Origin of the sequence: Actinoplanes sp. CA-142083 (genome assembly GCF_050942195.1) — a bacterium.
GTDB lineage: Bacteria > Actinomycetota > Actinomycetes > Mycobacteriales > Micromonosporaceae > Actinoplanes.
Window position 1 is genome coordinate 2,112,451 of the sequence record NZ_CP192076.1, and the last position, 24,711, is coordinate 2,137,161.

Here is a 24,711-nt window from a genome sequence, read left to right on the forward strand (position 1 = left end):
AGCGGACCCTAGCGGTCCGTCAAAGGCTATGACGGAGGCCGAGCGGGGAGTGTGACGATGAGCGAACTCGAGATTCTGGCGGCGCGGTTCGAGGCGGACCGGCCACATCTGCGGCAGGTGGCGCAGCGGATCCTGGGATCGGCCCACGAGGCCGACGACGCGGTTCAGGAGGCATGGGTACGCCTGAGCCGCTCCGACACCAGCGACGTCGGCAACCTGACCGGCTGGCTGACGACGGTCGTCTCCCGGGTCTGCCTCGACATGCTGCGCTCCCGGCAGGCCCGCCGGGAGGATCCGGCCGAGCTCCCGGTGGTGGCGGCCGAGACGGCCGACCCCGAGCAGGAGGCGGTGATGGCCGACGCGATCGGGCCGGCGCTGCTGCTCGTGCTCGACACGCTGAATCCCCGCGAGCGGCTGGCCTTCGTGCTGCACGACATGTTCGCGGTCGACTTCCCGCAGATCGCGGAGATCGTCGGCTGTTCACCGGCCTCGGCTCGTCAGCTGGCCAGCCGGGCGCGCCGGCGGGTGCAGGGCTCCTCGCCCGACGACTCCGGACAAACCGCGAGAAAACGCGAAATAGTGGATGCGTTTCTGGCGGCGGCGCGGGGCGGCGACTTCTCGGCCCTGCTCAGCCTGCTCGACCCGTCGGTCACGCTGCGGGCCGACGAGGCGGCGGTCGCGATGGGCAACACGAACGCCCTCGCCGAGGGCGCTTCCACCGTGGCCGGAGTCTTCAACGGCCGGGCCAAGGCGCTGCGGCACGCCTACATCGACGGCCTGCCCGGCCTGGTCTGGGCGCTGCACGGCGAGCCGAAGGTGGCTTTCGCCTTCACGATCGAGGGCGACCGCGTGACCGGGATCGAGCAGATCGCCGACCCCTCCACGCTGGCCGCCCTCGAGATCGAGTTCTCCTAGGAACTTAGATCTGGGCCAGGGACCCCTCGTACATCTTGTCGATCTGAGTGGCGAAGTTGGTCTCCACGCTTCGCCGCTTGATCTTCATGGACGGGGTGATCTCGCCGGCCTCGATGCTCAGGTCGCGGGGGAGGATGGCGAACTTCTTCACCGTCTCCCACCGGTTGAGCTTGAGGTTCAGCTCCTTCACGTACCCGTCGATCAGCTGCTCGGTCTCGGGCGCGGCCACGATCTCCTCGTACGCCTTGCCGTCGAGCGGCCCGCCCTTGGCCCAGCCCACGATCGCGTCCTCGTCGAGCGAGATCAGCATCGTCACGTAGTTGCGGGCCTGGCCGACGATGACCGCCTGCGACGTGTACGGACAGACCGCCTTGAACATGCCCTCGATCGCGGACGGGGCGATGTATTTGCCTCCTGAGGTCTTGACCAGGTCTTTCTTGCGGTCAGTGATCTTGAGGTAGCCCTCGTCGTCGAGCTCGCCGATGTCGCCGGTGCGCAGCCAGCCGTCGTCGGTGAGCGTCTCCTCGGTCTCCTTGGGCAGGTTGTGGTAGCCCCGCATGACCGGCGCGCCGCGCAGCATCACTTCGCCGTCCGAGTCGATCTTGCACTCCAGGTCGCCGAGGGCCTGCCCGACCGTGCCGATCCTGAGCTGGCCGGCCCGGTTGACGAAGTTGGCCGCGCTGCTCTCCGTCATGCCGTACCCCTCCAGGATCGGAAGGTTCGCGGCCGCGAAGAACTCGGAGATGTCGCGGCTCAGCGGCGCGGAGCCGCTGACCAGCACCCGCAGCCGGCCGCCGAGCCGGGTCTGGAGCTTGGAGAAGACCAGCTTCTCCGCGATCGAGTACTTGAGCTTGAGGCCGGCCGGCATCGGCTTGCCGGCCTGCTCGAGCGCGACCTTCTGCTTGCCGGTGGCGACCGCCCAGCCGAAGATCTTGGCCTTGGCGCCGCCGGCGTCGAGCGCGGTGGTGACGGTCTTGTTGTAGACCTTCTCGAAGATGCGCGGCGCCGCGCACATCAGCGTCGGCTGCACCACGGCGAGCATGTCGACCAGCTTGTCGACCCGGCCGTCGATATACGTCGGGACGCCGACGTGGACGATGCCGCACAGCAACGTCTTGCCGAACGAATGCGACAGCGGCAGCCACAGGTATTGCAGGTCGGTCGACTCGAAGATGCCGAGATCCTCCTGGGCGACGCCCTCCCACGTCCAGCCGCGGTGCAGCAGCTGCACGCCCTTGGGGCGGCCGGTGGTGCCGGAGGTGTAGATGAGCGTGGCGAGGTGGTCGGGGCCGATGCTGTCGACGACCTCCTCGATCATCTTGGGGTTGTCGCGCAGGGCCGCGGCGCCGCGCTCCTCGAGCTCGGCCAGCGTGAGCTGCGGCGGGGTGGCGCCCGCGTCGGCCTGGCCGCCGAGCAGCACCACGTGGCTGACGCTGGTGTCGGCGCCGGAGATCTTGAGCGCCTGCTTGGGGTTTTCCGCGATCAGCACCTTGGACCCCGAGTTGGACACGATGAAGCTCGCGTCCTCGGGCTCGGTGGTCGGGTAGACCGTCGTGGTGGCCGCGCCCGCGCAGTTGATGCCCAGGTCGGCAAGGACCCACTCGTAACTCGTGCCGGCCAGGATCGCCACCCGGTCCTCCAGGCCGACGCCCAGCGAGCGCAGGCCGGCGGCGATCGCGGTGGCGCGCTCGCCGACCTCGGACCAGGTGTGCCAGACCATCGCGGTGTCGTCCGCGTTGGGCGTCGCGAACGCCTGACCGTTCGGTGTCGCCGCCACGCGCTTGTAGAACATGTCGGGAATCGACCGGTAGGGAACCTCGAGAGCCATCGGCGCCGCCTTATATGTACATCGACCGGGGGAGACGGGGTAACGCGTTTGTTACCGCAGGGTATTGAAAGTGCGGCCACAGGGCTAGTACCAGCCCCTGGGACGATTCTATCGACGAACCGACCGGTAGCCTCGCGAAGCATGAGCGTGATCGTCCTGGGCGGGACCGGTATCGACACGATCGTCCCGGTCGGGAGCCTTCCGGTACTGGGCGCCGACTCGGCCCGGCCGACCGGCCCGATCCACGACGACGTCTCCCATACCGGCACGTGCGTGGCGCTGGGGTTGCGGGCGCTGGGCGTGCCGGTCGCGCTGGCCGACACGATCGGTGACGACGACGCCGGCCGCCGGGTGGCCTCGTCATTTGCCGAGTGGGGCATTCCGCTGCACACGGCGATCTCGCCGGCCGGCACCCGCCGCGCGGTCAACCTGATGAGCCCCGACGGCCGCCGCCTCTCCCTGTACGACGGCCGCGACGTGCCCGGATTCCGTCTGCCGCGGGAGACCTACGCGGCGCCGCTGGCCGCCGCCCGGCACGCCCACGTGACGATCATGGATTGGGGCCGTCACCTGCTCGCCGACCTGCGCGCGGCCGGGCGCACGATCTCGACCGACCTGCACGACTGGGACGGCGAGAACCCGTACCACCTCGACTTCGCCCTCGGCGCCGACATCGTCTTCGTCAGCGGCGTGCAGCTGGCCGCCGGCGCGGCCGATCGCGTGCTCGCCGACGGCGTGGCGACCCACGTGCTGGTCACCGACGGCGCGAAGGGCGCGACCCTGCACACCCGGGCGGTCTCGCGGCATCAGCCGGCGGCGGATCCCGGCGGTCCGGTGGTCGACACGAACGGCGCCGGCGACGCCTTCGCGGCCGCCTTCCTGGCGGCCCGGCTGGCGGGCGCGAGCGATGAGGATTGCTTGCGCTGGGCGTCGATCGCGGGGGCATTCGCCTGTACGCGTGCGGTGGGCGCCGACAGTTTCATCACCGCTGAGATGCTCCGGGAGCGGCTGACCCGAGGCTAGGCGGACGCCGCCTCCCCGATCGGCCGCACCGTGCGGATCCCCGAGGCCAGCGTCGCGGTCAGCGCCGCCACCGAGACCGTCGCGGCGAAGGCGAGGATCGTGGGCGCCGGCCCCCACAGGCTCACGAACACCCCCGACAGCAGCGGGGCGGTGGCGGCCGCCGACATCGCCGCCAGCAGGATGACGCTGAGCACCCGTCCCTGGAGGCGGTCCGGCGTGATGGCCGCCTGATACCCGAACAGCGCGGCGTTGCTGGTCGGACCCAGGAAGACCGCCAAGGCCACCGGGACCGCCGCGGCGACGCTCGTCGTCAGCCACGCGCTGCAGGCCAGGACGGCCGTGGCCGCCCAGCAGATGAAACGGATCAACCGGGGCAGCGGCAGCCACCGCTGGAGAAAGGGCGCCGCGACCGCCCCGGCCAGCCCGCCCACGCCGATGATGGTCGAGGTCAGCCCGATCACGCCCGGCTCCACGCCGTGCCGCTGCAGCGCCACGACGATGGTGAAGATGACGCCGCTCAGCGCGAAGTTCAGCGGCGCCGCGATGATCATTACGGACCGCAGGAACGGGTTGCCGAAGACGAACCGCAGCCCCTCGGCCAGGGCGGCGGCGTGGCTCACCGGCAGCTCCTCGCGCTCGCCCTGCAGCGGCCGGCGGATCAGCGCCACCCCGGCGAACGAGATCAGGTAGGACACGGCGTTGCCCAGGAACGGCAGCGCGTGGGTGATGCCGAACAGCAGGCCACCGAGCGGCGGCCCGGCCAGCGAAGCGCTGTAGGTGCGGACCTCGTTGCGCGCCACCGCGTCCGGCAGCTGCGAGGTGGGGACGATGCTGCGCAGGGCGGCGTGCTCCACGGTGTTGAACAGCGCGCTGCAGGCGGCGTCCAGCACGGCGACCACGATGATCACGGCGAGCGTGGCGTGGCCGGCGGCGACCGTCGCGGCGAGCACGAGGAATGCGACCAGCCGGATCGCGTCGCAGGCCAGCATGGCCCGCCGGCGGTCGATCCGGTCGGCGAGCACGCCCGAGGGCAGGCGGGCGGCGTGCGCCACGACCAGCGCGGCGGTGCCGACGACGCCGGCCCGCACCGGCGAGCCGGTCTGCTCGAGCACGAGCAGGGGCAGGGCGAGCTGGGCGATCGCGCCGCCGAGGTCGGAGAGCGACTGGCTGGTCCACAGGAGGTTGAACTCCCGGTTGCGCCAGAGGGTGCTCACACAACACCCCTCCATGGCAGTCCGATCACTTAGCGCAAGCTATTGACTACTCGCGATTTCCGCAACGGTTCTGTACAGAATGGGGTCGTGGACCTGGTCATCGAGGCGGGCGGGACCGGCGAGAAGACCGTGGCCGTGTATCGCGCGCTGCGCGAGGCCATCGTCGACGGGCGGCTCCCGGCCGGGCACCGGCTGCCGGCGACCCGGGCGCTCGCGGCGGATCTCGGCGTGTCCCGGGGCAGCGTGGCGACCGCGTACGAGCGACTGGTCGCCGAGGGGTACCTGTCGGCGCGGGTGGGGTCGGGCACGTTCGTGGCCGTGATCTCGCCGACGACGCCGTCGCGGAAGGCCGCCGCGGACCCGCTCCGGCCGCGCAAGGGCTGGCCGGCCGGGCCGGCGCCGACCAGCGGCGACGAGCCGGCGCCGCGATACGACTTCCGCACCGGGATCCCGGACGCGCGGCTGTTCCCGTTCGACGCGTGGCGGCGGCTGGTGGCGGCGGAGATGCGGGTGGGCGCGAACAACCCGGGGACGTACGGGTCGCCGGCCGGTCATCCGGCGCTGCGGGCGGCGATCGCCCGCTATCTCGGGTACGCGCGGTCGCTGCGGGTCGCGGCGGACGACATCGTGATCACGAACGGCACCCAGCACGCGCTCGACCTCGTGGGAAAGGTGCTGCTGCGGCCCGGCGACGTGGTGGCGGTGGAGGACCCGGGATATCCGCCGGCGCGCCGGCTGTTCGAGGCGCTGGGGTGCCGGGTCGCCGGAGTGCCGGTCGACGAGGACGGCCTGGTCGTCGCGGCACTGCCGGCGGGGTGCCGGCTGGTCTACACGACGCCGTCGCATCAGTTCCCGCTCGGCCGGCCGATGGGGCTGGGCCGCCGGCGTGAGCTGCTCGACTGGGCGCGGCGCCGGCCGGTGGCGGTCCTCGAGGACGACTACGACAGCGAGTTCCGCTTCTCGGCGCGGCCGCTCGAGCCGCTGTTCAGCCTGGACGAGGCCGGGCGGGTGCTCTACGCGGGAACCTTCTCCAAGAGCATGCTCCCCGCGCTGCGGACCGGCTTTCTCGTTGTGCCGCCCGGCCTGCGGGACGGCGTCGCCGCCGCTCGCCAGCTCAGCGACGGCTACGGGTCCCCGCCGCTGCAGGCCGCTCTGGCCCGCTTCATCGACGAGGGCCTCCTGGCTCGGCATGTGCGCCGGGTGGGCAAGGAGTACGCCCGTCGCCACGCCAAGATTTCTCACGCCTTATCAGAAATGCCGCAAATGTCCCTGCTGCCGTCGGCGGCCGGACTGCACGTGACCGCCCTACTCAAAACGGGCAAAACGGCAACGGTCGTCAAGGCCGCGGCCAAGAGAGGCCTCGCCATCGAGGACCTGACGAACTACGCCACCTCACAGGCCGGCTTCGTCTTCGGATTCGGCGCCGTCGACCCCACGCTGATCGACGAGGGCATGGCCATCTTCGCCGACCTCCTGGCCCGCCACGCCTGATACACCACCGCACCGGCCGCCACCACGAGGCTGAGCAGCGCCGGCGGCCCGGTCAGCAGGAGCAGCCCGAGCACCGCCACGAACGCCACCCCCGCCCACGCCCGCGACCTCCCCGGCGGGAGCAGCCGCAGCGCCGCGGCCGTCCCCAGCACGTACACCAGCGTGAAGCAGCCGGTGACCAGCAGCATCGAGGTCTTCAGGGCGACCGGCAGCGCCACCGCTCCGAGGCTCGCGACCAGCACGAACGTCAGCGACCCCCGTTGCGTGCCGAACACCTTGACCGGCAGCGCGCCGTCGCGGGCCAGCGCCGCCCCGAGCCGGGACGCTCCCGCCATGTACGCGTTCACCGCCCCGATCGTCAGCAGCACCGCCACCACCGCGGTGGCCGCCCGGACCGGCCCGCCGACCCCGATCGCGAGCAGGTCGGCCAGCGGCGCCGCGCTGCTGCCGAGCGACGGCCCGAGCACGAGCACGCTGGTCGCCGCCACGGCGAGGTAGAGCACGCCCACGATGGCGACCGCGATGGCCGTGGCCCGGGGCACGTCGCGCCGGGGATCGCGGTAGTCCGGGGAGAGCGAGGAGACCGCCTCCCAGCCCGCGAAGCCCCAGACCAGCACGGCCGCCGCGGCGCCTATCCCGGCCCAGCCGTGCGGCGCGAACGGCTGCAGGTTGGCCCAGCGGGCGTGCGGCAGCGCCGTCGCCACGGTGACCAGCAGCAGGGTGGCGAGCACCCCGGTCAGCCAGAGCTGCACGCGGCCCGAGATGCGCAGGCCGAACCAGTTCATCACGTAGACCAGGCCGACGATCCCGAGGAACGTGACGATCACCGTGCGCCGGCCCCCGCCGACCACGTCCGCCACGTAGTTGCCGGCGAACGCGGCCGCGGCCGGGGCGCCGAGCGGCACGGCGAAGTAGAAGCACCAGCCGACGGCCGCCGCCGCGCGCGGGCCGAACGCGAGCCGGACGTACGTGGAGACGCCGCCGGCGTCCGGATGCCGAGCGCCGAGCGCCGCGAACGTCCAGGCGAGCGGCGCCGAGAGCAGGATCAGGGCCGCCCAGGCGACCAGCGAGGACGGCCCGGCGACGCCGGCGGCGAGGGCGGGCATCGAGATCACACCGGTGCCGAGGACGGCGCCGACGCTGAGCGCCGTTCCCTGCGCCACGTTGAGCTTCATGGTTCGAACCTACGGCGCGGATTGGCTCGGTGCCTGGTCCAATCCGTGGGCAGTGGATTGGGCCAATCAGATGCTCAGCCGGGCCGCGAGCAGCCGCGACGTCTGTTCGGCGGGACCGTCGAGGTCGGCCCGGGCGGCGCGCTGCCGGCCGGAGAGGAACATGGCCAGCTCGCCGGCCGGGGCGGTCACGGTCACCTGCGCGTCCGCGCCGCCGACGATGAACTCGCCGTAGCCGTTCGCCTCGCGGACGCGTACCGGCATCCGCACCCGGCGCAGCGCCATCTTTCCGGTGAACTGCGCGGCCCGCCAGATCGCCCGGGCGTGCGGCTCGTCGAGGTCGCGCGGCTGCCAGCCGTCCTTGCCGCGGCGCACGTCCTCGTGGTGGATGAAGAATTCGACGGTGTTGGTGAGCTCGTCGAGCAGGGGGTTGCTGACCAGGCTCCACCAGGGTGGGTTGCGGATCTCCTCGACGATCTCGGGGAACGGCCGGGCGGCCTTCTCGCGGCGAATTCGCTCGCCGTACTCGCGTAGCGGCGGGAGGATGATGCCGGCCGCCGAATCGGGTCGGCGCTCTCTTACCACAAGATGTGCGGCGAGGTCGCGGGTCGTCCAGCCGGCGCAGAGCGTCGGCTCGTCGGGGCCGACTCGCAGCAGCAGGTCGGCGAGTTGCTGACGCTCGCTCTGGGCAAAGGCAGTCACGAACGTGATGGTAGACACATTGTCACAGGTGTAAACGACGGCAGGATAGTTGGTAAGGCCGGTGTTACCGGCGAAGGCTTACAGGGTCGGGCGGGACATTGAGCGGCAGCAGGGCCAGCCGGGACGTGCTGGGACGGGGACTGCGGGTGCTCGGGCAAGCGATTCGGGTCGAGCCGCGCCTGTTCACCATCGGGGTCGTCGGCAGCAGCGTCTTCGGATTGCTGATCATCGCGAACTCGTACGTCGTCGGCGCGGTCATCGGCCACGTGGTGGTGCCGGCCTTCGCCGACCATCGCGCCTCCGGCGGCACCCTCGCCCTGATCGCGGCGGTCTTCCTCGGGATCAGCGTCCTGCGGGTGGCGAGCATCTTCGGCCGCCGCCTCGGCGCCGGCTACATGCAGTTCCGCCTGCAGGCCCGCTACCGCCGCGCGGTGACCCGGCGCTACCTGTCGCTGCCGCCCTCGTGGCATCAGACCCACGCCACCGGCACCCTGCTGTCCAACGCGAACTCCGACGTCGAGGCCGCTTTCGTGCCGATCGCGCCGCTGCCGTTCGCGGTCGGCACGATCGTCATGGTGCTCGCCGCGGTGATCTCCCTGTTCGTCACCGACTGGGTGCTGGCGCTGGTCGGCGTGACGCTGTTCCCGGCGCTGTTCGGCCTCAACGTCGTCTACTCCCGCCACATGTCGCCCCGGCAGATCCGCGCCCAGCAGATGCGGGCCAAGGTGAGCGCGGTGGCGCACGAGAGCTTCGACGGCGCCCTGGTGGTCAAGACCATGGGCCGCGAGGAGGACGAGTCCCGCCGGTTCGGGGTCTTCGTGACCGAGCTGCGCGACGCGCTGATCTCGGTGGGCCGCCTGCGTGGGCTGTTCGACCCGGTGATGGACAGCCTGCCCAGCGTCGGCACCCTCGCCGTGCTGCTGCTCGGCGCGTGGCGGCTCGAGACCGGCGCGATCAGCGTGGGCGAGCTGGTCACCGTGTCGTTCCTGTTCACCGTGCTGGCGTTTCCCGTCCGGGCGATCGGCTGGGTGGTGGCCGAGCTGCCCCGCTCGGTGGCCGGCTGGGAGCGCGTACAGTCCGTGCTCCAATCAACCGGCGATCTGCACTATGGGACCAAAAATCTGGAAAAGTCGGGCAAGGCGGCGGCGTTGCGCTTCGAGCGCGTCGATTTCCGGTACGGCGAGGGCCCGCTGGTCCTGAACGAGGTCAGTTTCACGGTCCCGGCCGGCAAGACCGTGGCCCTGGTCGGCCCGACCGGCTCCGGCAAGTCGACCATCGCCTCCCTCGCGATCCGCCTGGTCGACCCGGCCGACGGCCGCATCATGCTCGACGGCGCCGAGTTGCCCACGCTCACCGAGGCCTCGCTGGCGAGCACCGCCGCCCTCGTGCCTCAGATCCCGTTCGTCTTCGACGACACCGTCCGCGGCAACGTCACCCTCGAGCGAGAGGGGGTCACCGACGACGACGCCTGGCACGCGCTGCGCCTGGCCCAGGCCGACCGCTTCATCGAGAAGCTCCCCGAGAGCCTCGACACCCCGGTCGGCGAGCGCGGCACCTCCCTCTCCGGCGGCCAGCGCCAGCGCGTCACCCTGGCCCGCGCCCTGGCCGGCCACCCTCGCCTGCTGGTCCTCGACGACGCCACCAGCGCCGTCGACCCCCGGGTCGAGGCGGCCATCCTCGGCTCGCTGCGCGAACGGGACGCCGGCGCCTCGATCCTGGTCGTCGCCTACCGCCGGGCCACGATCGCGCTGGCCGACGAGGTCGTCTACCTGGAGCAGGGCAAGGTGGTCGCGACGGGCACGCACGTCGAGCTCCTGGCCACCAACCAGGGATACGCCGACCTCGTGACGGCCTACGAGAAGGCCGAGCACGAGAAGGCCGAGCAGGAGCGGGTCGACGCATGACCACCGCCGAAGGAACGTTCGCCACCGTCAAGCGCGGCCTGGCCCTCTCGCCCGAGCTGCGCCCCGGCATGGCCGGCACCATCGCCCTGGCCATCGTGCAGATGTCCGGCCGTGTCGCCGTGCCCATCGCCGTGCAGCAGGGCATCGACAACGGCATCCGCGGCGCCGGCGGCCCCGACCTCGGCTACGTCGTCGAGGTCGTCGCGTTCACCCTGGTGGCGCTGGTGATCTCCACCATCGCCGGCTATCTGATGACCCGCCGCCTGTTCACGGTCAGCGAGACCGCGCTCGGCGCCCTGCGCTCGCGCACGTTCCGGCACATCCACGACCTGTCGATGCTGCACCAGCAGTCCGAGCGGCGCGGCTCGATGGTGTCCCGGGTGACCAGCGACGTCGACCAGATCTCGCTGTTCCTGCAGTTCGGCGGGGTGCAGCTGCTGCTCTCCTCGGGCCAGCTGCTGGTGTCCACGCTGGTCATGTTCTTCTACTCGTGGCAGCTCACGATCGTCGTGCTGCTCGCGTTCGGCCCGGCCGTCGCCGTGATCCGCCTCTTCCAGAAGAGGCTGGCTTCCGTCTACCGCGCGGTCCGCGAGCGGACCGGCGTCATGCTCGGCGCGGTCGCCGAGAGCGTGGTGGGCGCGATGGTGATCCGGGCGTACGGCGTGGGCGGCCGCACCGAGAAGCGCCTGGACACCTCGATCGAGAGCCTGCGGGTCGCCCAGCAGAAGGCGCTGCGCACCAGCGTGACCAGCTTCTCCTCGGGCGAGCTCGGCGCCGGCCTGGCGCTGGCCGCGGTCGTGGTGGTGGGCACGCTGCTCGGCGTCGACGGCGACCTCAGCGTGGGCGCGCTGACCGCGTTCCTGTTCCTGGTGACGCTGTTCATCCAGCCGGTGCAGATCGCGACCGACATGCTCAACGAGGCGCAGAACGCGGTGGCCGGCTGGCGACGCGTACTCGATGTGCTTGATCTTGATCCTGACGTTGCCGACCCCGACGATCTCGGCGTGGAGCTGCCGCCGGGGCCCCTGTCGGTGCGGTTCCGGGATGTGTCGTTCCGCTATCCGGGCGGGCCGATCGTGCTGGCCGACGTGGATCTCACGCTGGAGGCGCGCAAGAAGTACGCGGTGGTGGGGGAGACCGGCAGCGGCAAGACCACGTTCGCGAAGCTGCTCACCCGGCTGATGGATCCGGCCGAGGGCGAGGTGCTGCTGTCGGACACGCCGCTGACGTCGGTGCGCTTCTCGTCGCTGCGGTCGCGGGTGGTGATGGTGCCGCAGGACGGGTTCCTCTTCGACGCCACGATCGCCGAGAACATCCGCTTCGCCGAGCCGTCGCTGACCGACGAGCAGTTGGCGGTCGCGTTCGAGGAGCTAGGTCTCGCCGACTGGGTCGCGGGCCTGCCGGCCGGGCTCGAGACCCCGGTGGGCGAGCGGGGCGAGGCGCTCAGCGTGGGGGAGAGGCAGCTGGTCGCCCTCGTCCGCGCCTACGTCGCCGACCCCGACCTGCTCGTGCTCGACGAGGCGACCAGCGCGGTCGACCCGGCGACCGAGGTGCGCCTGCAGCGGGCCCTCGACACGGTGACCCGCGGCCGCACCACGGTCGCGATCGCCCACCGCCTCTCGACCGCCCAGGCGGCCGACGAGGTCATCGTCGTGGATGCGGGCCGCGTCGTCCAACGCGGCCCGCATTCAGATCTTCTTAAAAACGACGATTCGATCTACGCCAAGCTCTACGCGTCCTGGCTCGAACAAACGCGTTAGCGCGCGTAGAACTCCACCACCAGCTGCTCGTCGCACTGCACCCGGATCTCCTTGCGCTCGGGGACGCGCAGGACCGTGATCCGCAGCTCCTCCAGCGCGGTCGAGAGATAAGGCGCCGTCGGGCCGTCGAGGTGGGCGCCGGTCGCGGCGATCTGGAACGGCGGCTTCTGCCGGCTCGACTCGCGGACCTCGACGATCTGGCCCGGCTTGAGCCGGTAGCTCGGCCGGTCCACCTTGCGGCCGTCCACCGTGAAGTGTCCGTGCACGACGAGCTGGCGGGCCTGGTAGATGGTGCGGGCCAGGCCGGCGCGCACCACGGTGGCGTCGAGGCGGCGCTCGAGCAGGCTCACCATGTTCTCGCCGGTCTTGCCCTCGGCCCGGTGCGCGTCCTCGTAGGCCTTCCGCATCTGGGCCTCGCTAATGTTGTACTGGTGCCGCAGCCGCTGCTTCTCCAGCAGCCGCACCTGGTAGTCCGAAGCCTTGCGCCGGCTGCGCCCGTGCACGCCCGGCGGGAACGGCCGCTTCTCGAAGTACTTCACGCACTTGGGGGTCAGCGGGATGCCGAGGGCACGGGACAGCTTGGCCTTGGGCCGTGAGTTGTTCATGAGTCTCCGAGAGGTCGCTTGCGCTTGAGGCCGGTGTTACGGTTAGCCTCACCTTACTAAGGCAAGCCTAACTGGTCCGCGGAGGTACGACACATGCAGCCCACCCACGCCGAGGTCGCTCGCACGCTAGCCGCCGGCCACCTCCCCGCGGTGGCGCACATCGCGTGCCGCCCCGGCCCGCTCCCGGTCCGCCACGTGACCGACGCGCAGGGCCGTGTGCTGCTGCTTTCCCCGTCCGACGGGGCCTTCGCGGCCGCGCTCGTGCCCCAGCCCGGCACCGACGACACCGCGATGGTGCTCGACATCACCGACGTGCCGCCGATCGCCGGCTCGCCCGCGCTCGGCCGGGTCTGGGTCTCCGGCTGGGCCAAGCGGCTCGAGGGCGACGAGGCCAAGCAGGCCACGCTCGACTACGCCGACATCGACGCCTCCGGCGACCTGCTCGACGTCGGCGAGTCCAAGGTGCTGCACCGGCTGGACGTGGCCGAGGTCCGCTACGAGCGCAACGAGAAGCTGGTGGACGTCGACCCCGACGACTTCGCGGCCGCCGCGCCCGACCCGCTACGCCAGATCGAGTTCGACCTGATCGCCGACCTGGCCGACCACCACCTCGACGAGATGAGCGCCTACGTGCGCCGCCAGCTCGGCTCGGCCTTCCAGCCGAAGAACGAGCCCCAGGTCGTACGGATGGATCGGTATGGCTTCATGGTCCGTCTCGACGACAAGCTGGCCCGGCTGGCCTTCCCCCGCCCCGTCACCGACCGGCACGATCTGGCGCATCTGCTGCACCCGGTGCTGTGCCACCGCTGTACGGACTGAACACCTCGGGCATCGGGTCGTCGATGAACCGCTGCACGTTCGGCGCGATCGCCGCCACCAGCACCTCACGGTCGGCCTTCACCATCGGCTCCAGCCGCAGCACGTAACGCCCCATCATCACGCCGGCGATCTGGGTCGCCACCAGCGACGTGCGCAGCGGCGCCTCCTCCGGGTCGAGGACCAGCGACGCCACCGCCCGGCGGAGGATCTGCGTGACCACGAACTCGCGCAGCAGCCGCGCCGTCCACTCGTTGCTCATCGCCGACCGGAACATCGCGACCGCCGCTGTCCCGGCCGGCGAGTCCCACACGGTCAGCGCCATCCGCACGAGCCGCTCGCCGGCCTGCTCCCGCGGGCCGGACAGCGCCTGCGGGATCAGCTCACCCGGGTTGATCGGCGCGTTCATCGCCGCCAGGAAGAGCTTCTCCTTGGTGCCGAAATAGTGGTGCACGAGCGCCGGGTCGACCCCGGCGTCGCCCGCGATCGCCCGGATCGACGCCTGGTCGAACCCCTTCTCGGCAAAGTTCTGGCGGGCGGCCTCCAGGATGGACGCTTTGGTGTCCTGATTGCCGGGTCGCCGCCCGCTCCGCTTCACCAACAAACGCTCCTAGGGTGTGCGCCGCCGCAGGGTCGCGGCGGCCAGGACCAGCGCGATCACCGCGGCGCCGGTCACGACGATCAGGTCACGCCACATCGTCGACGTGGCCTCGGCCGACTTGCCGACCTCCATCAGCGCGTCGACCGCGTAGGTCAGCGGCAGCACGTCGGCGATCGCCTGGAGCCAGCCGGCCATCTGCTCGCGCGGCACGAACAGCCCGCACAGCAGGATCTGCGGCACGACCACCACCGGTAGGAACTGTACGGCCTGGAACTCGGTGCGGGCGAAGGCGCTGCACAGCAGGCCGAGCGCCACCCCGAGCACCGCGTTGATCACGGCGATCAGCACGACCAGCGCCGGGTTGCCCATGGTGTCCAGGCCGAGCAGCCAGTAGGCCACGCCGGTCGCCACCGCGCCCTGCACCGCCGCCGCCACCGAGAACGCGATGCCGTACCCGAACAGCAGGTCGACCTTGCCCAGCGGCGTGGTGAGCAGTCGTTCCAGGGTGCCGCTGGTGCGTTCCCGCAGCATGGCGATGCTGGTGATCAGGAACATGATCACGAAGGGGAAGATGCCCAGCATGATCAGGGCGATCCGGTCGAAGGTGGCCGCCGAGTCCTCGTACATGAAATAGAGCAGTGCCAGCAGCAGCGCCGGCACCGCGATGAGCAGCGCCACCGTCCGCCGGTCGTGCCGCAGCTGCCGCGCCACCCGGCCGGAAGTCGAAAACGTGATGGCCACGCTCATGCCGCGACCTCCTCCCGCTCACGAATCAATCTGAGGAAGGCTTCTTCCAGGTCGTCCGTGCCCGCCGCCGCGCGGACCGCGGCCGGCGTGTCGTCGGCGATGATCTGCCCCTCGCGGATCAGCAGGAGCCGGTCGCAGCGCCCCGCCTCGTCCATCACGTGGCTCGAGACCAGCAGCGTCGTGCCGGCCTTGGCCAGCGCGTGGAACTTGCCCCACAGCTCGGCGCGCAGCACCGGATCCTGACCCACCGTCGGCTCGTCCAGCACCAGCACGTCCGGCGTCCCGATCATCGCGCACGCCAGCGACGCCCGGCTCCGCTGCCCGCCCGACAGGTTGCCCACCAGCTGCCGCGCCGCGTCCGCCAGCCCGACGTCCTTGATCGCCTGGTCGGCCTCGCTCGCGCCCAGCCCGTAGAGCGAGGCGAAATACCGCGCGTTCTCCCGGACCGACAGATCCGCATAAACGCTCGGCGCCTGCGTCACATAACCCACCCGCCGCCGCAGCTCGGTCGTCCCCGCCGGCATCCCGAGCACCGTCACGGTCCCCGACTTGACGATCTGCACCCCGACGATCGCCCTGATCAGCGTCGTCTTGCCACTGCCGCTCGGCCCGAGCAGCCCGGTCACGCTCCCCGCCGGAATCGCGCATCCGATCCCGTGCAGCACGCGCCGCCGCCCCCGCTCCACCACGAGATCCTCGATCTCGATCGCATTCTGAGATTTCATCACGCGATGAGTTCAACGCATGATGAATTCCAAGGCAAGTCAAATCCCCATCTTGTACGGCATCTGAGAAGTTCCCTGTTTCGAGGACGGCGCGGGCGGGTGGTCCGGGCCGTCGCCCGCTGCCGGGCTGTCCCGGGTGGTTGCGCTCAAAACAAAAGGCCGCGCCGTCGGTGACGGCGCGGCCATTCTCGGCGTGAGCTGGGGTTACAGGGCGAGTATCCGATCGAGGAACTCGCGATAGCCGCGCATCGCCATGCGCATGCTCTCGGTGTCCGGGGTCGCGGTGCCGCGCAGCGGATCGAGCTCGTCCCGCTCGGCCAGCAGCGCCTCGGTGAGCTCGTTGACCGCGTCGGTGAGCAGGTCGTGCGCCCGGGTCAGCGCCCGCTCCGGGTCGTCCACGAACTCGGCCTTCACCTCGTGCCAGGCCGCCCGGAAATGCCGGGTCGCGTCATCGTCCCAGAACGCGATATGCCCCGCGGCCACGTCACCCGGCCGCAGCGGCTGCTCGTCAGCGACGTCCTCATCGTCCGGATCCGGCGCGGCCCGCCGCCCGCGGCGCGCCGGCTCAGCGTCCTCGAGACTGGCCGAACGGCGAGGCGCCGGCGTGCGCGGCGCGCTTTCGTCCTCCCAGGGCCGCCGCTCCTCGCCGGCGGTCCGCAGAGGCAGCGCCGAGGAGGCCGGAACCGTCTCGATCGGCTCCACCGGCGGGGTCACCAGCGGCCGCAGGTCCTCCTCGACCGGCTTGGCCAGGCTGTCCGCAGGCGCCGAGGCCGCGGCCCGCGGTGCCGGCACCCCCGAGACCGGCCCCGCAGCCGGGTCCGGCAGCGCCGGCACGTAGGAGGGCGGCTGCCCGTAGGCATTCGAGCTGAAGGCCGGCGAGACCGGCGCCACGGACCCCGACCCGCCGGAGCCCGGCCCGGCGCCCAAGCCTGGCGTGCTCGATCCCGGCGCGCCCAAGCCTGGCGTGCCAAAGCCGTGCCCGCTCAAGCCTTGCCCGCTCAAGCCCGGCCCGCTCAAGCCCGGCCCGCTCAAGCCCGGCCCGCTCAAGCCCGGCCCGCTCAAGCCCGGCCCGCTCAAGCCCGGCCCGCTCAAGCCTGGCCCGCTCAAGCCTGGCCCGCCCAAGCCTTGCCCGCCCGAGATGGAGGTGCCGGAGCCCGGCGTGCTGGTTCCCGAGGCCGGCGCGCTCGTTCCCAAGGCCGGCGTGTTCGTGCCCGAGCCCGGCCCGCCAGGGAACGGTGCGCCGGAGCCCGGCGCCCCCGAGGTCGGGTTGCCCGCTCCCGGTGCGCCGGAGAACGACGTGCCTGAGCCCGGGCCGCCCGAGATCGGGGTGCCCGCTCCCGGCGTGCTGGAGAACGACGCGCCCGAGCCCGGTGTGTCGGAGAACGATGTGGGTGTGCCGGAGATCGGCGAGCCCGAGGTCGGCGCGCCCGAGATCGGGGCGCCCGAGGTCGGCGTGATGATCGGGTTGGTCGAGGTCGGCACCGACGCCCAGCCGGTCGCCTGGCGGCGCGGCTCGGTGTCGCCCTTCCGGTCCGCGGGACCGTCCTCGGCCGGGACATCGCCGGGTGCGGTGAAACCGGGAACTCCGGCCCGTCCGTTCATGTCATCACGCCCGTTCTCGTCGCTTTCATCCGCGGCCCCCGCCGCCGGGCCATCCACAGTAGACGGCTCGACGTCCGGCTTGCCGGCCCGCCCGTTCAGGTCGGACCCGTTATGCCCGTTGAGCCCGTTCCGCGACTCGCCGCCAACGGTCCGCCCGCCGAACAGAAAGCGCCCGTTACGCCCGCCGAGCCCGAACCCGCCGAACGACCCGGTGTCCCGGTCCCACGGATTAGTTCGCGAGGACTCTACGGCCTGAGCTGCACCTTCACCGGCCTCCGACGCGCCGGAGTGATCTGGATCGCCCTCCTTGCCCTCCCGGTGCCCGCCGCCGGACCCTTCGGCCGCCTCGCCGGCACGCCCTTCCGGCCCACCGTTCGGACCGCGGCCGCCGTCGCCCGAGGGCACCCGGTTCACGCCACCGTCACCGTCGGGCCCACCCTTGAGGCCGCGGCCATCGTCGCCGGCTTCGTCGCTCTCCTTGCCCAAGCCGTTCCCGGCGCGCCCCGCGTCTCCTGCGCGGCCGGCGTCGCCCGAGCGCCTGGCGTCTCCGCCGCTCCCGCCACGCCCGCTGTCTCCGCCACGCCCGCTGTCTCCGCCACGCCCGCTGTCTCCGCCACGCCCGCTGTCTCCGCCACGCCCGGCACGTCCGGGGTCACCGACCGGTCCACCGCCGAAGCCGCCGAGAGCACCACCGAGCCCACCGCCCAGTGCGCCGCCACCACCAAGACCACCCGACCCGCCGGGCGCCGATCCATTCGACTTCGATCCGTCCGGTCCGCTGTCCGATCCGCGCGACGCCGACGCGAAGGGCGTCCCCGGACGCGGCGCTCCGGCAAGTGGCGCTCCGGCAAGCGGCGCTCCGGCAAGCGGCGCCCCCGCATGCGGCGCCCCCGCATGCGGCGCCCCCGCATGCGGCGCCCCCGCATGCGGCGCCTCTGAGAACGGTGCGCCTGCTGACGGCGTACCCGGAAAAGTCGGCACCGGAGTCCCATGCACCACGCCGGTCGACGGGATCGGCCCGGCCTCGGCCGGGCCGCTCACCGGGAAGACACCGGCGGCGGCCTGCTCCGATCCGCGTCGCGAACCCAGCGCGACCATCTCGGTTTCACCCGGAAGGGCTACGGGAAGCTCGCCCCGATCCGTCTCGGCGACCGGGTCCTCGCCCTCCCGATGGACCGGCCAGAAGCGCGAGAGGCCGCGCGGTGACCGGGTGTTGTCGGGGCTGGACGTGGGATCCATCGGTTGTGTACTCCCGTCGCAAGGCTGCCCCACCCGCGGCCCGTGAGCTGCGCGGACCCTCATCCGGCGGGCGGGCGTCCACGCCCTTGACCGGGCGCGGCGCACGACGACGGTACCGTCCCGGGCTTCCGGGCACATCCCCCGTGCCCGGATCGTGGGCCGCGTCGCGGGGGCTGTCCGGGCGTTGTACCGGCGGGGTGGAGAATCGGAGCGTGGCAGTCAAGACCGATCTGGATCCGGCGATCGCGGCCCGGCTCAAGCGCACCCCCGACGGCCTCGTCGCGGCGATCGTGCGGGAGCACGGCACCGGCGACGTGCTCATGCTGGCGTGGATGGACGACGAGGCGCTGCATCGCACGCTCACCACCGGCCGGGCCACCTATTGGTCGCGCAGCCGTAAGGAATATTGGGTGAAGGGCCAGACGTCCGGCCACCACCAGTACGTGAAGGCCGTGGCCCTCGACTGCGACGGCGACGCCCTGCTGGTGACGGTCGAGCAGATCGGCGCCGCGTGCCACACCGGCGCCCACGACTGCTTCTTCACCGACCTGCCGGTGACCCAGGGGGAGAGATGACCAGCGGCGCGGTCCGGCCCGACGAGGCGACCTTCCTCCGGCAGCGGCGGCGGGTGGTGCCGGTGATCCGCCGCCTGCTCGCCGACGGCGAGACCCCGGTCGGCGTCTACACCAAGCTGGCCGGCGGCCCGGGCACCTTCCTGCTCGAGTCGGCCGAGCAGGGCGCCGGCCCGTCCGGCGCGGCCTGGTCGCGGTACTCGTTCATCGGTGTCCGCAGCGCCGCCACCCTGGTCGAGCGCGGCGGCGAGGCGGTCTGGCTCGGCACCCCGCCGGCCGGCCTCCCGCAGGGCGGCGACCCGGTGACGACCCTGCGCGAGACCGTCGCCGCCCTGGCCGAGGGCTTCCACGACGACGACCTGCCCCCGCTGACCGGCGGCATGGTGGGCTATCTGAGCTACGACCTGGTGCGCCGCTTCGAACGCCTGCCGGTGACCACCACCGACGACCTGCCCCTGCCTGAGCTGGGCATGATGCTCGCGACCGACCTCGTGGTCCTCGACCACTACGACGGCTCCGCGATCCTGGTCGCCAACGCCGTGCTCCCCGAGGACGCCGACGACACCGCCCGCCGCGCCGCCTACCACCACGCGATCGGCCGGCTCGACGCAATGACCACCGCGCTTTCCCGCCCGACCCCGCCGATGATCTCCACGGTGGAGCGTCGCCCCGCCGGCGAGCCGGTGAGCCGCACCGCGCCGGGGGAGTACCAGAAGGCGGTCGAAGAAGCCAAGGAGGCCATCCGCGCCGGCGAGTGCTTCCAGATCGTCGTGGCCCAGCGCTTCGAGCGGCCCACCGACGCCAACCCGCTCGACGTCTACCGCGTGCTCCGGGCGACCAATCCCAGCCCGTACATGTATCTCTTGCGCTTTGATGATTTTGACATTGTCGGCTCCTCGCCGGAGGCCCACCTCAAGGTCAACGCGGACGAAGCGGGCGTCCGCCGGGCGTTGCTCCATCCGATCGCCGGCACCCGCTGGCGCGGCACGACGCCGGAGCAGGACAACGCGCTCGCCGCCGAGCTCCTGGCCGACCCCAAGGAGCGCTCCGAGCACGTCATGCTGGTCGACCTGGGCCGCAACGACCTGGGCCGGGTCTGCAAGCCCGGCACCGTCGAGGTCCCCGAGTTCGCCCGCATCGAGCGGTACAGCCACGTCATGCACATCGTCTCCACGGTCACCGGCGAGCTGCGCGACGACCGCTCCGCCTTCGACGCCCTGGCCGCGACCTTCCCCGCCGGCACCCTCTCCGGCGCCCCCAAGGTCCGCGCCATGGAGATCATCGAGTCCCTCGAGCCCACCCGCCGCGGCCTGTACGGCGGCACGGTCGGCTACTTCGGCTTCGCCGGCGACATGGACATGGCGATCGCCATCCGCACCGCCCTTCTGAAGGACGGCACCGCCTACGTGGGCGCCGGCGCCGGCATCGTCGCCGACTCCGACCCCGCCGCCGAGGAGACCGAGACCCGCAACAAGGCGGCCGCCGTCCTGGCCGCCATAGCCTCGGCGGAAACCTTGCGCGCCGCCCGATGAACCGCCGGTCCTACCTCCTGACCCTGGTCGCCTGCCTGGCCGGCGCCGCCCTCTCGCTGTACGCGATCACCCGCACCTGGTCCCTCCACCTGACCCCGCGCCCCGGCATGACCGCCGTGCGCGAGGCCCGGACCGGCACCGACCTGGAGCCCTGGGTGACCGGCCTGGCCCTGGTGGCCTTGGCCGGCACCGGCGCCCTCCTGGCCACTTCGGGCTGGCTCCGCCGGGTCGTCGGCGCCCTGCTGGCCCTGGCCGGCGTAGGCATCGTGATCGGCGCGATCGCCGGCCGCGCGGGCTTGGATCCAGGCTCCGCCGGCGCGGGCGCCACAGCCTGGCCGATCCTCTGCGCTCTGGGCGGCCTCATCATCACCGCCGGCGGCCTCACCGCGGCCCGCCTTGGCCACCGCTGGCCCCGCATGTCGGCCCGCTACGACCGCAAGCCTCCCGCTCCCCGCACGACTCCGCTCGCGGGGGGCGCCGCCGCGCCGCTCGCTGGGCCTGCTGGGACGCCGCTCGCTGGGTCCGCTGCCACGTCGCTCGCCGGGCCTGCCGGCACGTCGGCCGCCGGTCCTGCCACGACGCCGGGCGCCGGGCCCGCCTCCGGCTCCACGCCGGGCGCCGGGCCCGCCTCCGGCTCCACGCCGGGCGCCGGGCCCGCCTCCGGCTCCACGCCGGGCGCCGGGCCCGCCTCCGGCTCCACGCCGGGCGCCGGGCCCGCCTCCGGCTCCACGCCGGGCGCCGGGCCCGCCTCCGGCTCCACGCCGGGCGCCGGGTCGGCCTCCATGCCGGTCGCCGGGTCTACTTCCTCGAGCGCCGCGTCCGCCGCGTCCGCCGCGATCGACAACCGTTCGGCCTGGGACGCCCTCGACCGCGGAGACGACCCGACGGTCAGCTAGCACATCCGCCGATCCTTCGGGCGTTTTCCACAGCCGCGCGTTTTCCACAGGCCACACTGACGACCTCGGCGATCTCACCGTTTTCCCTGGATAATGATCTGCGGGGGCTTCCCCCTTGGGGAGGGCGGGGTCGGCGGTTGCGGGCTCGGCGGATGCGCCCCGGAATTTGCATGGCCGCGGTGGGTGCGGCCTGTCGCGGTTGTCGGTGGTTTAAGCGGGCTGCCATCGCCCGGTGGGTGCGTGGTCGCGGTGGGTACGGCCCGTCACCGTTGTCGGCGGCGCGGTCGGAGGGCTCCGGCCGGGCTCGCGTCTGTCTCGTTCTGCGCCTCGCCTCGGCGTCGACCGAAATCTTGATGACGTGCGGTTCGATGCGAACGGCACATCATCATCCTTGAACGGCCTCGATCAACTGCTGGTGGAAATAACGGATATTTCTGGCGTTCGTGTCGCTGAAGTCTCGCACTGTGGACCGGACGCCCGGTAAGCGGGATGCGCGGCCAGCATGCGGGACCTCGTCCCATTGTGTGATAGGTGCCCCCACATCGCGGGACCACCACCAGTGCGACAGGCCCCATCGACGCCAGCCATGCGCGGCCCGGCCATGACGAACCCCCGCCAAGGCCGCGCCTACCATGCCGGGCCGTGCTTGACTGTGCCGGGCCGCGCCGACTGCGACGAGCTGCGCCGACTGTGACGGGCCGCGCTGACTGTGACGGGCCGCGCTGACTGTGACGGGCCGCGCTGACTGTGACGGGCCGCGCTGACTGTGACGGGCCGCGCTGACTGTGACGGGCCGCGCCCTGCGACGGGCCGTGCTCACTGCGACGGGTTGCGCTGGCCGTGACGGGGTCGGGCTGTGAAGTCGGGTCGGGTCTCCTGCGGTTGTGGGACTTCGGGCATGCCGACGAGACGAGGTGGATCTGGTTGCGGATCGGGCGGTCGCCGAGAAGGGCGTCGGGCGGAACCCGGCGGACTGATGTGGCGGTCCGAGGAGGACGGTCAGCGGCCCAGGGAGCGGGCCATCGCGTGGCGAAGCGGGGGCAGCGCCGCGGTGGCGCGCAGCGTAGTGCGGAAGAAGGCCCGGCTCAGGTGGGTGGACGTGGCCGACTGCCGGGCGTTGCGCAGGGACCGGCGGACGGCCTCGAAGCCGTACTCGAGCATCTCGGACTCGTAGCGCTGGACCGCGGCCAACCCGGCGTCCTCGGCCAGCAGCCGGCTCAGGAGGGCGGCGTCGCGCAGGGCGGTGTTGGCGCCGATGCCGGCCATCGGGGTCATGTTGTGGATGGCGTCGCCCAGCAGGGTCACTCGGGTCGTCGGCCACGGGGCGACGGGGTTTGCGCTCTTCACGTGGAAGGCGTTGACCGTCGCGGGGTCGCTGTCGGCGATCAGGGTTCGGAAGGCCGGTGACCACCCGGCGATCCGGGTCGCAACCAGGTGCTGGAGGGCGGGACCGTCCATTTTGGTGACGTCGGACGGCAGATGGCGTACGGCGTCCGAGAAGCCCCAGATGATCTGGCCGGCCTCGGGGGCGGTGAACAGCGAGCCGGGGCCGCGCGGGATGACGATGTTGGCCCGGGTGCGCAAGACTTCGGGAAGGGCCGCGGGCTCGGGATTGCGGCCGGCGACCGTGATGACGCCGGTCTCGGCGCGGTGGGCGTGCGGGAGCAGCTGGGCACGCACCCGGGAGTTGGCCCCGTCGGCGCCGATCAGGAGGTCGGCGGTGGCGGAGGTGCCGTCGTCGAAGTGGGCGGTGACCCGGTCGCCGTCGAGGGTGTAGTGCGTGAAGGTCTTGCCCAGGTGCAGCGAGTCGTCGAGGCCGTCGAGCAGGGCGGCCCGCAGCGGGATGCGGCCGATGCCGTAATGCCGGTCGGGCTCGGCGGCGCCGGGGGTGTTGATCTCGGCCTCGTCGAGGGCGAGCAGGTCGGTGGCGTGGTCGGTGAGGAATCCGAAGCTGCCGCCGGGCGCCGCCGCCTCGAGGAACGCCTGCCAGTTGGGCGCGGGCAGGCAGTGGTGCAGTGCGCGGGCGCCGGCGGGGCTGATGTGGATGCGGTAGCCCTGCAGCCAGTCGGTGCGCTCGTGGGTGCGCTCGTAGACGTCGGCGGGAATGCCGGCGCGGCGCAGGCCGTGTGCGAGGGCGAGGCCGCCGATGCCGCCGCCGACGATCAGTGCGGTGAAGGTTGTCATGCTTCCTAGCGTCACTCGAACGCATGACTCTGTCAACCAAACGTTTGATTGATAAGGTCACGAACGTGGTCGAGGAGCGGAAACCGCGGCGTTCGCCGGCGGGTGGCGAGCGCGTACGCGATGCCGAGCGCACCCGGGAGCGGATCCTGGAGGCGGCGCTGGTCGAGTTCGGCGAGCACGGCTTCGCGGGCGCGCGGATCGGCGCGATCGCCCGGCGCGCGGGCGCCAACCAGCAACTGATCTCGTACTACTTCGACGGCAAGGCCGGGCTGTACCGGGCGCTGATCGAGCGCTGGCGCGAGATGAGCGCCGAGCTCAACCCGCCGGGCGCACCGATCGGTGACGTGGTGGCGGCGTTCGTGCGGGTCGGCGCCGAGCAGCGGCACTGGGTGCGGCTGCTGATCTGGCAGGCGCTGTCGGGCGAGCGCGACGAGGGCGACCGCGAGTTCCGCCAGGCGATGGTCGGCGACCTGCGCCGGCGGCAGCGCGAGGGAGAGATCGATCCCGGCCTCGACCCCGGGTTTCTGCAGCTGGCGCTCTTCGGGGCGGCGCTGGCGCCGATGGTGCTGGCGCAGTTCGCCGAGGACTTCACGGGCCTGTCACCGGAGTCGCCGGAGTTCCGCGAGGCCTACATCGAGCAGCTCAGACGGTTGCTCGCGCACCTCGGGAAGCCGGCTTGAGGGTGGCGCGCCGGGTCCGGGCCTCGACCAGGGCCGCCACTTCGCGGGTCAGGTCGGCGCGGGCCTGGTTGCGGGCGCGATCGGCGAGCATGGCGTCCCAGGCGTTGTCGCGGGCCGTGCGCACGTTGGCCGGGCCCACCACCGCGCGCTGCACGTTGGTGACCAGATCGGCGGCGACGGAGACGACGGCTCGGGAGACGGCTGCGATGCCGGCCGGCTGGGCCGGAGCGGGCTGTGTATCGGCCACTGTCAACTCCACGTCGATCACTCTCGCCTGGTCACATCGGGGCTACGCCGGGAACAAGTGTGCCCTGGATCCAGCATGGCGGAGCCGTATTTCCACCGCATGACGGCGCCGTCAACGCGCCGGAGTATCCACCGATCAGATGAGGTGGCCCAGCGCAGGCCCGTGCGATGTCTGTGACTGAAGTGACAAGATGCGGTGAGCAGGCGGCATTATGCCGCAGCCCACCTCGTGAGGCGCGCCATACCCCGGGGGCTTG

22 protein-coding genes are annotated in these 24,711 nt (G+C 72.0%); 11 read left to right on the forward strand and 11 right to left on the reverse strand.

The features are described 5' to 3' along the window. Nucleotides 1–57 precede the first annotated feature (57 nt). Nucleotides 58–915 (forward strand): sigma-70 family RNA polymerase sigma factor, encoded by an 858-nt coding sequence (locus tag ACQPZX_RS10110; protein WP_433377576.1) that lies wholly within the window; start codon nt 58–60, stop codon nt 913–915. Between the two features lie 4 nt (nt 916–919). Here ACQPZX_RS10110 and ACQPZX_RS10115 read toward each other — a convergent pair whose 3' ends face one another. After that, nucleotides 920–2,743 carry an AMP-dependent synthetase/ligase gene (locus tag ACQPZX_RS10115; RefSeq protein ID WP_433377579.1) on the reverse strand — a complete coding sequence of 608 codons (1,824 nt, stop codon included), beginning with the start codon at nt 2,741–2,743 and terminating at the stop codon, nt 920–922. Between the two features lie 141 nt (nt 2,744–2,884). Between ACQPZX_RS10115 and ACQPZX_RS10120 the strand changes: the two genes are divergently transcribed. Further along, on the forward strand, nt 2,885–3,766 hold the full coding sequence (locus tag ACQPZX_RS10120; RefSeq protein ID WP_433377582.1) for a carbohydrate kinase family protein: 882 nt from the start codon (nt 2,885–2,887) through the stop codon (nt 3,764–3,766). On the opposite strand, the gene ACQPZX_RS10125 is transcribed toward ACQPZX_RS10120, so the two are convergent. Then, on the reverse strand, nt 3,763–4,980 hold the full coding sequence (locus ACQPZX_RS10125; protein WP_433377585.1) for an MFS transporter: 1,218 nt from the start codon (nt 4,978–4,980) through the stop codon (nt 3,763–3,765). The genes ACQPZX_RS10120 and ACQPZX_RS10125 overlap by 4 nt on opposite strands. Nucleotides 4,981–5,067: 87 nt before the next feature. On the opposite strand from ACQPZX_RS10125, the gene ACQPZX_RS10130 reads away from it, so the two are divergent. Continuing rightward, entirely contained in the window at nt 5,068–6,471 is a 1,404-nt protein-coding gene (locus ACQPZX_RS10130) for a PLP-dependent aminotransferase family protein (protein WP_433377588.1), read from the forward strand. On the opposite strand, the gene ACQPZX_RS10135 is transcribed toward ACQPZX_RS10130, so the two are convergent. Beyond that, entirely contained in the window at nt 6,363–7,646 is a 1,284-nt protein-coding gene (locus ACQPZX_RS10135) for an APC family permease (protein WP_433377591.1), read from the reverse strand. The two genes, ACQPZX_RS10130 and ACQPZX_RS10135, sit on opposite strands and share 109 nt — an antisense overlap. A gap of 66 nt (nt 7,647–7,712) precedes the next feature. Continuing rightward, nucleotides 7,713–8,345, reverse strand: coding sequence for a TIGR03085 family metal-binding protein (locus ACQPZX_RS10140; protein WP_433377594.1), 633 nt, complete (start codon nt 8,343–8,345; stop codon nt 7,713–7,715). Between the two features lie 98 nt (nt 8,346–8,443). Between ACQPZX_RS10140 and ACQPZX_RS10145 the strand changes: the two genes are divergently transcribed. Both ACQPZX_RS10145 and ACQPZX_RS10150 read left to right on the forward strand, forming a co-directional pair. Further along, nucleotides 8,444–10,249 carry an ABC transporter ATP-binding protein gene (locus ACQPZX_RS10145; protein ID WP_433377597.1) on the forward strand — a complete coding sequence of 602 codons (1,806 nt, stop codon included), beginning with the start codon at nt 8,444–8,446 and terminating at the stop codon, nt 10,247–10,249. Further along, a complete protein-coding gene (locus ACQPZX_RS10150; protein ID WP_433377600.1) occupies nt 10,246–12,009 on the forward strand; it encodes an ABC transporter ATP-binding protein in 1,764 nt (587 codons plus the stop codon). The genes ACQPZX_RS10145 and ACQPZX_RS10150 overlap by 4 nt, the downstream gene beginning before the upstream one ends. Here ACQPZX_RS10150 and rpsD read toward each other — a convergent pair. Then, a complete protein-coding gene (gene rpsD, locus ACQPZX_RS10155) occupies nt 12,006–12,614 on the reverse strand; it encodes a 30S ribosomal protein S4 (protein ID WP_433377603.1) in 609 nt (202 codons plus the stop codon). The genes ACQPZX_RS10150 and rpsD overlap by 4 nt on opposite strands. A 93-nt stretch (nt 12,615–12,707) precedes the next feature. Between rpsD and ACQPZX_RS10160 the strand changes: the two genes are divergently transcribed. Then, complete coding sequence (locus ACQPZX_RS10160) at nt 12,708–13,433, forward strand: DUF2470 domain-containing protein (RefSeq protein WP_433377606.1); 726 nt, start codon at nt 12,708–12,710, stop codon at nt 13,431–13,433. On the opposite strand, the gene ACQPZX_RS10165 is transcribed toward ACQPZX_RS10160, so the two are convergent. The 4 genes from ACQPZX_RS10165 to ACQPZX_RS10180 all read right to left on the reverse strand — a co-directional run bounded on the left by ACQPZX_RS10165 (nt 13,369) and on the right by ACQPZX_RS10180 (nt 16,394). After that, nucleotides 13,369–14,031 carry a TetR family transcriptional regulator gene (locus tag ACQPZX_RS10165; RefSeq protein WP_433377609.1) on the reverse strand — a complete coding sequence of 221 codons (663 nt, stop codon included), beginning with the start codon at nt 14,029–14,031 and terminating at the stop codon, nt 13,369–13,371. The genes ACQPZX_RS10160 and ACQPZX_RS10165 overlap by 65 nt on opposite strands. Before the next feature lie 9 nt (nt 14,032–14,040). After that, nucleotides 14,041–14,778 carry an ABC transporter permease gene (locus tag ACQPZX_RS10170; RefSeq protein ID WP_433377612.1) on the reverse strand — a complete coding sequence of 246 codons (738 nt, stop codon included), beginning with the start codon at nt 14,776–14,778 and terminating at the stop codon, nt 14,041–14,043. Continuing rightward, entirely contained in the window at nt 14,775–15,503 is a 729-nt protein-coding gene (locus ACQPZX_RS10175; RefSeq protein WP_433377615.1) for an ABC transporter ATP-binding protein, read from the reverse strand. The genes ACQPZX_RS10170 and ACQPZX_RS10175 overlap by 4 nt, the downstream gene beginning before the upstream one ends. 204 nt (nt 15,504–15,707) lie before the next feature. Next, nucleotides 15,708–16,394: a hypothetical protein gene (locus tag ACQPZX_RS10180; protein WP_433377618.1), complete on the reverse strand. Its 687-nt coding sequence runs from the start codon at nt 16,392–16,394 to the stop codon at nt 15,708–15,710. 43 nt (nt 16,395–16,437) lie between these two features. Here ACQPZX_RS10180 and ACQPZX_RS10185 point away from each other — a divergent pair, with 43 nt between their 5' ends. From ACQPZX_RS10185 to ACQPZX_RS10200, 4 genes are all read left to right on the forward strand, one after another. Further along, entirely contained in the window at nt 16,438–17,361 is a 924-nt protein-coding gene (locus tag ACQPZX_RS10185) for a hypothetical protein (protein WP_433377621.1), read from the forward strand. Nucleotides 17,362–18,556: 1,195 nt separating this feature from the next. After that, nucleotides 18,557–18,919: a phosphoribosyl-AMP cyclohydrolase gene (gene hisI / locus ACQPZX_RS10190; protein WP_433377623.1), complete on the forward strand. Its 363-nt coding sequence runs from the start codon at nt 18,557–18,559 to the stop codon at nt 18,917–18,919. Next, nucleotides 18,916–20,448: an anthranilate synthase component I gene (locus tag ACQPZX_RS10195; protein ID WP_433377626.1), complete on the forward strand. Its 1,533-nt coding sequence runs from the start codon at nt 18,916–18,918 to the stop codon at nt 20,446–20,448. The genes hisI and ACQPZX_RS10195 overlap by 4 nt, the downstream gene beginning before the upstream one ends. Further along, nucleotides 20,445–21,344 carry a Trp biosynthesis-associated membrane protein gene (locus tag ACQPZX_RS10200; RefSeq protein ID WP_433377629.1) on the forward strand — a complete coding sequence of 300 codons (900 nt, stop codon included), beginning with the start codon at nt 20,445–20,447 and terminating at the stop codon, nt 21,342–21,344. Before ACQPZX_RS10195 ends, ACQPZX_RS10200 begins: the two co-directional genes overlap by 4 nt. Before the next feature lie 999 nt (nt 21,345–22,343). Here ACQPZX_RS10200 and ACQPZX_RS10205 read toward each other — a convergent pair. Next, nucleotides 22,344–23,528: an FAD-dependent oxidoreductase gene (locus ACQPZX_RS10205; RefSeq protein ID WP_433377632.1), complete on the reverse strand. Its 1,185-nt coding sequence runs from the start codon at nt 23,526–23,528 to the stop codon at nt 22,344–22,346. Between the two features lie 65 nt (nt 23,529–23,593). Between ACQPZX_RS10205 and ACQPZX_RS10210 the strand changes: the two genes are divergently transcribed. Continuing rightward, complete coding sequence (locus ACQPZX_RS10210; protein ID WP_433377635.1) at nt 23,594–24,208, forward strand: TetR/AcrR family transcriptional regulator; 615 nt, start codon at nt 23,594–23,596, stop codon at nt 24,206–24,208. Here the strand turns inward: ACQPZX_RS10210 and ACQPZX_RS10215 are convergent. Next, complete coding sequence (locus ACQPZX_RS10215; RefSeq protein ID WP_433377637.1) at nt 24,171–24,455, reverse strand: hypothetical protein; 285 nt, start codon at nt 24,453–24,455, stop codon at nt 24,171–24,173. The two genes, ACQPZX_RS10210 and ACQPZX_RS10215, sit on opposite strands and share 38 nt — an antisense overlap. Between the last annotated feature and the right edge of the window lie 256 nt (nt 24,456–24,711).